This window comes from Micromonospora maritima, assembly GCF_902825405.1.
GTDB classification, from domain to species: domain Bacteria; phylum Actinomycetota; class Actinomycetes; order Mycobacteriales; family Micromonosporaceae; genus Micromonospora; species Micromonospora maritima.
In genome coordinates this window covers 1-10,091 of the sequence record NZ_CADEAU010000179.1, presented here as the reverse complement: position 1 = coordinate 10,091, position 10,091 = coordinate 1, and the positions used below count along the sequence as shown (strand labels likewise).

Genomic DNA, 10,091 nt, shown 5'->3' with positions numbered 1-10,091 from the left:
CCGGCCAGCGCGGCCGGCAGCAGCGCGCCGAACCGGGCGTTGAGCACCGCGCCCAGCGCCGCCACGCCGAGGCTGCTGCCGACCTCGGTCATGGTGCCGTCCACGCCGGCACCCGCGCCCGCCTTGTCGGTGGGGATCGCGCTCATCACCGCCTCGACGATCGCCGGGTTCGCCAACGCGCACCCGGCGCCCATCACCACCAGCCCGGCCAGCAGCGTGCCGTACCCGTCGGCCGGGCCGTGCGTGACCAGCGCCAGACCGCCGGCCAGCAGCGCCATCCCGACCGCGATGGCGGCCGGCCGGCCGAGCCGGCGGATCACCGCCGCGGCCGTCCCGCCGGCGGTGAGCACCACGATGGACAACGCGAACGGCGCCATCCGCAGCCCCGCCTCCCACGCCGGGTAGCCGCGGACGAACTGGAGGTGCTGGGTGAGCAGGAACAGCGCGCCGGTGGCGCCGAACGTGATCAGCACGACGCCGCAGACCGCGCCGACGAAGCGGCGGTCCCGGAAGAAGCGCATGTCGAGCATCGGGTGGGCGACCCGCCGCTCCCATCCGACGAACGCCGCCAGCAGCAGCACGCCGGCCGCGCCCGCGCCGAGCACCGGCGCCGACGCCCAGCCGCGTTCGGGACCGGAGATGATCGCCCAGACGACCGCGGTCAGGCCGCCCGTGGACAGCGCCACGCCGCCCAGGTCGAGCGGCCCACCGGCGGGGTCCCGCGACTCCGGGACCAGCGCCCGCGCGGCGAGCAGGCAGACCAGCACGACCGGCACGTTCAGCAGGAAGATCGCGCCCCACGGCAGGTGCGCCAGCACGAACCCGCCGATCGGTGGTCCGGCGGCGAAGCCCAGCGCGCTGGTGGCCGCCCAGACGCCGATCGCGCGGGACCGCTCGGCGGCGTCGAAGACCTGCATGGCGACGGCCAGCGTGGCGGTGGCCAGCAACGCGCCGCCCACGCCCATGCCGGCCCGGGCGGCGATCAGCTGCTCGGCGGTGCGGGCGAGCCCGGCCGCCGTCGAGCCGAGCCCGAACAGCGCCAGCCCGAGCAGCAGCATCCGCCGCCGCCCGTACCGGTCGGCCGCGCTGCCGGCGCTCAGCAGCAGACCGGACAGCACCAACGCGTACGCGTTGATCATCCACTGCACGTCGGCGGTGCCGGCGTCCAGCTCGACCGTGAGCACCGGCACCGCCACGGTCAGCACGGTGTTGTCCAGCACCACCACCAACTGGGCCAGGCAGAGCACGGCCAGGATCAGCCAGCGGTGCCGCACCGGGGCCGGGGCGTCCCGGCCGGCGTGCACCGTCGCCGGGTCGGCGCTCATCGGCTCGGCGCTCATGGTGTCGGGGCGAAGCGGGCGAGCGGGTTGACGAGCGTGCCGGCGAACTGCAACGCGGCGGACGGGTCGGTCAGGTCCACCATCTGCTGGTTGTTGCGCAACTGGAGCCGGTTGAGGCAGGACAGCGTGAACTCCGGCGCGAACAGGTCGTACCGGCGCATCCGCTCGGCCAGGTGCGGCACCGTCGCGGCGTAGCCGGTGGCGCACTCGGCCACGGTGCGCCAGAAGTCGTCCTGGTCGAGCACGCCCTCGGTGTGCAGGGCGGCGCTGAGGTGGCGCAGGAAGCAGTCGAAGACGTCGGTGAAGATGGACAGGATCTTCTCGTCCTCCGGGATCGCGGCTCGGACCCGCCGCACCCGCTCCGGCAGGTCGGCCTCCGGGTCCATCACCACGATCTCCTCGGCGATGTCCTTGAAGACCACCCGCTCCACCACGTCGCCGTCCAGCACCAGGATGACGTTCTCGCCGTGCGGCATGAAGGCCAGGTCGTGGGCGTACAGGCTGTGCAGCAGCGGCACCAGGTAGGCGTCCAGGTAGCGGCGCAGCCAGCGCGCCGGCGGCAGGCCGGACCGGGCGATCAGCGCCGCCGCCAGCGAGCGGCCGTCCCGGTCGAGGTGCAGCAGCGAGGCCATGGTGGCCAGCCGCCGCCCGGGTTCCAGGCCGGGCACCGGGCTCTCCCGCCAGAGCGCGGCAAGCATCTTCCGGTACGGCGACCCGGGGGCGGTCGCCGTCTCGTACTGCCGGTGCCGGTAGCCGATGGCGGCCCGCTCCCGGATGATCGACAGGCCGGTGCGCTTGAGCACCGGGTCGTTGTCGACGAGTGCGACCAGCCAGTCGTTGATCGCGGGCGTGGCCTCCATGTACGCGGCGGACAGCCCGCGCATGAAGCCCATGTTCAGCACCGACAGCGCGGTCTTGACGTAGTGCTTCGCCGGGTCGGTGACGTTGAAGAACGTGCGGATGGACTGCTGGGCCAGGTAGTCGTCCGGCCCCTCGCCGAGGCAGACCAGCAGGCGCCGGGCCACCTCGCCGGCGAACGTGACCGCCAGCTTGTTCCACCACTGCCACGGGTGCACCGGGATCAGCAGGTAGTCGTCCGGGTCGAGGCCGAGCCCGGTGAGCGTGGCGGTGAACCCGGCGAGCGTCTCCTCGCCCAGCTCGGCGCGGACGAGCGTGTCGTAGTCCAGGTCGGCGGCGCAGGTGAACGTGGTCCGGTCGCGGTGCGCGGCCAGCCAGAGCAGCCGTACCGGCGCGGCGGTCTCCGGGGCGTAGCGGTGGTACTCGTGCACGCCGAACCCGATGCGCCCGTTGTTGGCCACGAAGCAGGGGTGGCCCTCGGTCATCTGCGTCTCGACGGTCTGGAAGTCGGCGGCGGCCAGCTCGGCGGCGGTCGTCGCCGGCCTGGCGAGCTTGTACGCGGTGCCGGCCAGCGTGGAGGTGATCTCCTCCAGGTAGACCGGCAGGATCGCGTCGGTGAGGCCGAGCGCGTCGCGCAGCTCCAGGCACAGGTCGACCGCGTCGGGCGGCAGCTCCGCGCCGTCGCGGCGCCGGGTGATGCTGGCGGCGTCGACCTGCCAGTGGTCCAGCGCCAGCCGCCGCGCGGCGAAGCGGTACTCCACCGTGCCGTCGTCGCTGCGCACGACCCACCGCCCGGGACCGGCCGGCTCGGGGGTGATCAGGCGCTCGTGGGCGAACTCGGCGAGCGCCTTGCGCACCAGCAGCCGGTTGGCCGTCGCCCACGCCCCGGGGGTCAGGTGGTCCACGGCAGCAGCGGGGTTCACGCGGTCACCTCTCTCCGGGTCGCGGCCCGGAACCGTTCGCGGGTGCACACGCTGAGCAGCGCGTCCTTCTCCGGCTTGCGGATCTCGCCGACGACGGTGAAGCCGACGGCGGCGTTGAGCGCGTGCACGGCGGTGTTGCGCACGTCCGGCTCCACCACCACCCGGCGGGTCGCCGGGTCGGCGAAGAGCCAGGCCAGCACCGTGGTGATCACCGCGCGGGTGAAGCCGTGCGCGGGCGCGTCGGTGGGCGCGCAGAGGAAGTGCATGCCGACGTCACCGGGCTGCGGATCGTAGAGGCCGACCAGCTCCACCCGGGCCGGGTCGTACCGTTCGGCCAGGAACGCCGGCCGGCCGCGCCACGAGCCGAGGTACGCGTCGTGGTGCGGGTGGGCGGCGATGCGCCGGTACTCCTCGGCGACGCCGGCCACGTCCGCGTCCTGCATCAGCCAGAACGCGGCTTTCGGGTGGGTGACCCAGCGATGCAGCAGCGCCGCGTCGGCGTCGGGGTCCAGCGGGCGCAGCGCGAACTCGCCGAGCCGCTCGTCGAGACGGGTGAAGACGCTCATGAGGGCACCCCGAACTCCTGGAACGCGATCGACTTCTCGATCGGGTAGTGCTCCCGGCCGGTCAGCTCCCGGATGATCCAGGAGTTGCGGTACGGGCCCATACCCAGGTCGGGCGAGGTGATGCTGTGCGTGTGCGTGCCGCCGTTCTGCAGGAACACGCCCCGGCCGGTGTGGTCGACGCTGTAGTTGCGGGCCACGTCGAGGCGGCCGTGGGTGTCGAAGCGGAGCCGGTCGCGCACCGGGGCGAGGAACTCCGGCACCCGGTACTGGTAGCCGGTGGCCAGCACCAGGCCCTCGGTGTCCAGGGTGAACGCACGGTCCTGCTCGGTGTGGCGCAACCCGAGCCGGTAGCGCCCGTCGGCGTACGTCGCGTCGACCAGTTCCGTGTTGGTCAGCAGCCGGGTCGGCGCGGGCCCGTGCAGGCTCTGCGCGTAGAGGGTGTCGTAGATGTCGTTGATCAGGTCGGCGTCGATGCCCTTGAACAGCGGCTTCTGCGCGGCCTCCAGCTGGTAGCGGGTCGGCTCGGGCAGCGCGTGGAAGTAGTCCACGTAGTCCGGTGAGGTCATCTCCAGCGTCAGCTTGGTGTATTCCAGCGGGAAGAACCGGGGCGAGCGGGTCACCCAGGTGAGCTGGTAGCCGTAGGTGCCGATGTCGCCGAGCAGGTCGCGGTAGATCTCGGCGGCGCTCTGGCCGCTGCCGACGACGGTGATGCTCCGCTTGGCCCGCAGTGCCTCCCGGTGCTCCAGGTAGCGGGAGTTGTGGATCAGGTCGCCGCCCAGGCCGGCGCAGGCCGGCGGCAGGTGGGGCGGGGTGCCGGTGCCGAGCACCAGGTGTCGGGCCCGGTGGGTGACCGGCCCGTCGGGCGTGTCCGCGCGCACCACGTAGCGGTCGTCGCTCCCGTCGTGATCCACGCTGGTGACGGTGTGCCGGAAGCGCAGGTTCGGCAGCTTGGCCGCGGCCCACCGGCAGTAGGCGTCGTACTCGGCGCGCAGCGGGAAGAAGCTCTCCCGGATGTAGAACGGGTAGAGCCGCCCGGTCTCCTTGAGGTAGCTCAGGAACGAGTACGGCGAGGTCGGGTCCGCGAGCGTGACCAGGTCGGCGATGAACGGGGTCTGCAACCGGGTCGATTCCAGCAGCATCCCGGGGTGCCAGTCGACGCCGTCGCGCGCCTCCAGGAACAGCCCGTCGAGGTCGTCGATCGGGGCGGCGAGGCAGGCCAGACCGAGGTTGTACGGGCCCAGCCCGACGGCGATGAAGTCGTGGGTCGACATGGGGTTCTTTCTGTCGGGGAGTGGTCAGCCGACCGGGCAGGACAGCTCGGCGGTGGCCGCGGTCCGGGCGTACCAGGCGGCGTGGTCGGCGATCAGGTCGCGCACGTGGGCGATGTCGTCCACGGTGGTCTCGGGGTTGAGCAGGGTGAGCTTGAGCCAGTGCGCGCCGTCGACCTTGGTGCCGGCGACCAGGGCCGCGCCGGAGGCGGCCAGCGCCTCGCGGGCGTGCAGGTTGGCCTCGTCGACCAGGTTCGGGTCGGCGCCGGGCGGCAGGTGGCGGAAGACCACGGTGCTCAGCTGGGACGGGGCCGCGACCTCGAACCGGGGGTCGGCGTCGAACAGCCGCCAGGCCTCGGCCGCGAGGTCGACCACCTGGTCGAAGAGCGCGCCGACCGCGTCCGGCCCCATGATGCGCAGGGTCAGCCAGAGCTTGCACGCGTCGAAGCGGCGGGTGGTCTGGATGCTCTTGTCGACCTGGTTCGGGATGCCCTGCTCGACCGCGCGGGCCGGGTTGAGGTAGTCGGCGTGCCAGGTGGCGTGGCGCAGCACCCGGCCGTCGCGGACCAGCAGCGCGCTGGAACTGACCGGCTGGAAGAACGACTTGTGGTAGTCGACGGTGACCGAGGCCGCCCGCTCGATGCCGTCGAGCAGGTGCCGGCGGGTGGGGGAGACCAGCAACCCGCAGCCGTACGCGGCGTCGACGTGCATCCAGACTCCGGCGGCGGTGCAGATGTCGGCGATCTCGGGCAGCGGGTCGATGGTGCCGAAGTCGGTGGTGCCGGCGGTGGCGACGACGGCCATCACCACCTGGCCGTCGCGCCGGCAGCGGTCGATGGTGCGGGCCAGCTCGTCGGTGCGCATCCGACGGTCGGCGTCGGTGGGCACGGTCAGCACCGCGTCGGCGGACAGGCCGAGCAGCTTGGCCGCCTTCTGCACGCTGAAGTGGCCGGCGGCGGAGGTGACGACGCGCAACCGGGCCAGCACCTCCGGCCGGGCCGGGCGGGCGGCGGCGCCGCCGACCACCCGGCGGTACGCCTCCTCCCGGGCCAGCAGCATGGCCTGCAGGTTGGACTGGGTGCCGCCGCTGGTGAACACGCCGTCGGCGGTGGCGCCGAGGCCGATCCGTCCGGCCGTCCACTCGATCAGGCGCCGTTCCATCAGCGTGGCGCCGACGCTCTGGTCCCAGGTGTCGAGCGAGGAGTTGACCGCGCTGAGCACCGCCTCGCCGAGCAGCGCCGGGATGACCACGGGGCAGTTCAGGTGGGCCAGGTAGCGCGGGTGGTGGAAGTAGACCGCGTCGCGTAGCCAGACGTCGTGCAGTTCGTCCAGGGCGGCGTCGGTGTCGCCGAGCGGCCGGTCCAGGTCGATCGCGCCGACGACCGGCGCCAGCGCCTCCGGCGTGACGCCGGTGAACGGCCGGTCGGCCGCGCCCACCCGGCGGGCGACGCGGTCGACGCCGCGCGCCAGCACGTCCCGGTACCGCCCGAGCGAGCCGGCGTTGAACAGGTGGGCCCGCGCTGCGGTGTCGATCGAACTCATGTGACTTCCCGGTCGTCGTGCGGACAGGAGCGCGGTCGGGCCGCGCGGAGATCAGATTAGGTTAGCCTTACCTAACTATCAAGTCCGGCGCGGCGGGTGTCGGGTGGAGCGCCGACGGGGCCGGCGGGAACCGCCGCTGGTGCGCCACGCCCACCACGACCCCGGCGGCGACCAGACCGAGGGAGGCCAGCGCCACCGCCGGGTAGCCGAAGCGCGCGGCGGCGGCGAGCCCGAGCGAGGCGGCCACGAACGAGCAGGCCAGCCCGAACGACGACAGCACGGTGAAGTCGGTGCCCCCGCTGCCCGGCCGGGAGTAGTCCATGTTCACCGTGTAGAGCACCACGTTGGCGATCGTGTACGCGGCCAGGAAGAAGCAGAGCGCGGCGACCGTGCCGCCCAGTGGCGCCCGGCCGGTCATCAGCGGCAGCAACGCCACGGTGGACAGCGCCAGCGTGACCCCGCCGGCCACCAGCACGCCGGCCCGACCGAACCGGCCGATGCCGAGGCCGGCGACCAGGCCGGCCGCGATCGCCGGCACGCTGGTCACCACACCGGTCACCACGCCGATCCGGCCCAGCGACCAGCCGGCGTCCACCAGCGCGGGCGTCACCAGCGCGTACGCCATGCCGGCGCCCACGTAGACCAGCGGCACCACGCCGAACGTCCACCGCCGGCAGCCGGGCTGGCCGAACACCGAGACCAGCGCGCGGTAGGCCGCCCCGATGCGTACCACCCGGTCGGTGCGCTCCGGTTCCCGGAACCGCCAGACCACGAGCAGCCCGACCGCGGTCAGCGCGGCCAGCAGGCCGACCGCCGCCGCCCAGCCGAAGCGGTCGTAGACCAGCACGCACGCGCCGCCGCCGAGCAGGTTGCCCAGGTAACTCGCGGCCACCTGGATGCCGTTGCCGGTGCCCCGGTCCGACGCGGCCAGCAGCCGCACCGCGACCGCGTCGGCGGCGATGTCCTGGGTGGCGGAGAAGAACACGAACGCGGCGCAGATGGCGATGACCGGGCCGAGCGCGTCGGCCGGACGGGAGAACGGCAGCAGCGCCAGCAGCGTCAGCACCAGCGCGGCCTGCAACCCCAGCAGCCAGGACCGGTAGTGGCCGCGGCGCCGGGAGCCGTAGCGGTCCAGGACCGGCGCCCAGAGGAACTTGACCGGCCAGATCAGGCCGACGACCTGGAGCAGCGCCAGGGTGTCGAGCGAGGTGCCGCCGTCGCGCAGGATGGCGGTGAGGCCGACGGTGATGAAGCCGATGCCGAGGTACTGCGTGACGTAGAGCGCGGTCAGCGTGCCGAGGCGGCCCATCAGGCGGCCCGCCAGTAGCCGAGCGCGGTGAGCTGGTGCCTGCCGACGCCGAGCGTCCGCCGGACGTGCCGGGTGATGCTGCGGGTGCTGGCCGCCTCGCAGGCCACCCAGTAGTGCGCGGTCCCGACCGCAGGCAGTGCCGCGCAGACGGTCTCGACCAGGTGCCGGCCGTCGTCGCGGCGGGGCACCCAGGTCACCTCGTGGTGCGCCCGGGCGCGCGGGGCGAGCGCCTTCTCGCCGTCGTGGGCGTACTCCAGCCAGATCGTGGCCGGGATGTCCGCGCCGGCGTCGAGAAGGCTGTTCACCGCCGGCAGCGAGGCCGCGTCGCCGACCAGGTAGAGGTGCTCGGGCGTCGGGTCCGGCAGCTGGAACGCGCTGCCCTGCACGGTCGCGTCGATGGTGTCGCCGATCTCGGCGGTGGTGGCCCACCGCGCGGCGACGCCGTCGTGCAGCGCGAACTCCAGCGTGAACCGCCCGTGCTCCGGATCCGGGTCGACGAGCGTGTAGGCCCGTTGGTGGGCCCGTCCGTCGTCGTCGAACCAGAGCCGGATCCACATCGTCGGGTGCGTGCCGCACGCCGCCAGCAGCCCGCCGTCGTCGAGGAGCAGTCGCTGGTAGTGCCCGTCGACCGACTCGGTGCCCCGCACGGTGAGCCGGAAGTCCCGGCCCCCCATGGCCTTGAGCACCAGGCCCTCCCAGTTCCGTTTCACGCGCCCCTCCAGGTAAGGTCTGCCTCAGTTAGGGGAGGGTAACCTAAGTTGACCATCCGAGGAAACGGCCGCTCGACGACGCGCGTCGATCGGGACCCGTGGGGCGTACCCCAGCTCTGGGCCGACGACGTCGTCGCGCTCGCCCACCTCCAGGGCCGGGTCGCGGCCCGGGACCGGGCCTGGCAGATCAGCGTCGAGCGGTGGCGCGCCGAGGGTCGGCTGGCGGCCCGCGTCGGCGCGGCCGAGCTGCCCTGGGACCGGTTCGCCAGGCGGGCCCGGCTGGACGACACCGCCCGCCGCTGCCACGAGCGGCTCGACCCGGCGACCCGCCGGTGGGTCGAGGCGTACGTCGACGGTGTCAACGCCGGCCTCGTCGAGGGCGCCGCCGCGGCGCCCGAGTTCGCCGCGACCGGCGCCGCGCCGGAGCCGTGGCAGCCCTGGTCGCCGCTGGGCGTCTTCCTCGTCCAGCACGTGCTCTTCTCCACCTTCCCGAACAAGCTCTGGCACGCGCACGTCGCGCGCACCCTCGGCCCCGACGCGGTCGGGCTGTTCGCGGTGGAGGGGCCCGCCTCCTCCGGCAGCAACGCCTGGGCGCTGCCCGCCGACCCGGCCACCGGGCGCGGCCCGGTGCTCGCCGGCGACCCGCACCGGCTGATCGAACTGCCCGGGATCTACCAGCAGGTACGGCTGGCCTGCCCCGAGTTCGACGTGGTCGGGCTGGCCTTCCCCGGCGTACCCGGGTTGCCGCACTTCGGCCACGCCGGCCACGTCGCCTGGGCCGTCACCAACGCGATGGCCGACTACCAGGACCTCTACCGCGAACAGCTACGCCGCGACGGCGACCGGGTGCTGGTGCGGGACGCGGACGGCTGGACCCCGGTGGCCCGCCACGTCGAGGAGATCGAGGTCCGCGGCGGCACGCCGGAACGGGTCGAGGTGATCGAGACGCCCCGTGGCCCGGTGATCGACCACGACCGGGTCACCGGCGAGGCGATCAGCCTGCGCACGCCGAGCCGGGTCGAGGCCCGCCTCGGCTTCGAGGCGCTGCTGCCGCTGCTGCGGGCCCGGGACACCGCCGACGTCGCGGACGCGCTGCGCCACTGGGTGGAGCCGGTCAACAGCGTGCTCGCCGCCGACACCGGCGGCGCCGTGCGCCGCCTGGTGGCCGGCCTGGTCCCGGTACGCGACGAGCGGTGCCGTCGGGAGCCGGTGCCCGGCTGGCAGTCGCGACACCACTGGCGCGGCGACTACCTGCCGCCGGTGGACGAGAAGGTCGAGGGCGTGGCGGTCTGCGCCAACGACAGACGCGACGACGTCGCCGCGTACGGGGTCGACTTCGCGCCACCGCACCGGGCCCGGCGGATCCGGGCGCTGCTCGCGGACGGCGTCGACGCGCCCGCGGTGCACACCGACGCCCGACTGCCGGAGTCGCCGCTGCACCGGCTGCTGGACCGGCTCGACCCCGACCGACTCGACGCACCCGCCCGTAGGTTGCGCCGGCGGTTGATCCACTGGGACCGGGCGATGGCCGCCGGCTCGGTCGAGGCCGGGGCGTTCGCGGCCTGGCGCGCCGCG

General features: G+C 73.8%; 8 protein-coding genes. 1 reads left to right on the top strand and 7 read right to left on the bottom strand.

Translation table 11 applies throughout. The features are described 5' to 3' along the window. The 7 genes from HUW36_RS17165 to HUW36_RS17135 form a co-directional block, all read right to left on the bottom strand. The coding region (locus HUW36_RS17165; RefSeq protein ID WP_174529098.1) for an MFS transporter at nt 1-1,325 on the bottom strand (1,325 nt) is incomplete at its 3' end. Between the two features lie 11 nt (nt 1,326-1,336). Beyond that, on the bottom strand, nt 1,337-3,121 hold the full coding sequence (locus HUW36_RS17160; RefSeq protein WP_174529096.1) for an IucA/IucC family protein: 1,785 nt from the start codon (nt 3,119-3,121) through the stop codon (nt 1,337-1,339). Further along, nucleotides 3,118-3,687: a GNAT family N-acetyltransferase gene (locus tag HUW36_RS17155; RefSeq protein WP_174529095.1), complete on the bottom strand. Its 570-nt coding sequence runs from the start codon at nt 3,685-3,687 to the stop codon at nt 3,118-3,120. Before HUW36_RS17155 ends, HUW36_RS17160 begins: the two co-directional genes overlap by 4 nt. Continuing rightward, entirely contained in the window at nt 3,684-4,958 is a 1,275-nt protein-coding gene (locus HUW36_RS17150) for a lysine N(6)-hydroxylase/L-ornithine N(5)-oxygenase family protein (protein ID WP_174529094.1), read from the bottom strand. The genes HUW36_RS17155 and HUW36_RS17150 overlap by 4 nt, the downstream gene beginning before the upstream one ends. Nucleotides 4,959-4,982: 24 nt before the next feature. Then, nucleotides 4,983-6,497, bottom strand: a complete 1,515-nt coding sequence (locus HUW36_RS17145; protein ID WP_174529093.1) for a pyridoxal phosphate-dependent decarboxylase family protein — start codon at nt 6,495-6,497, stop codon at nt 4,983-4,985. Between the two features lie 67 nt (nt 6,498-6,564). Further along, nucleotides 6,565-7,806, bottom strand: coding sequence for an MFS transporter (locus HUW36_RS17140; RefSeq protein WP_174529092.1), 1,242 nt, complete (start codon nt 7,804-7,806; stop codon nt 6,565-6,567). Then, nucleotides 7,806-8,516, bottom strand: a complete 711-nt coding sequence (locus tag HUW36_RS17135; RefSeq protein ID WP_174529091.1) for a siderophore-interacting protein — start codon at nt 8,514-8,516, stop codon at nt 7,806-7,808. The genes HUW36_RS17140 and HUW36_RS17135 overlap by 1 nt, the downstream gene beginning before the upstream one ends. A 48-nt stretch (nt 8,517-8,564) precedes the next feature. Between HUW36_RS17135 and HUW36_RS17130 the strand changes: the two genes are divergently transcribed. Further along, the coding region (locus tag HUW36_RS17130; protein WP_246248198.1) for a penicillin acylase family protein at nt 8,565-10,091 on the top strand (1,527 nt) is incomplete at its 3' end.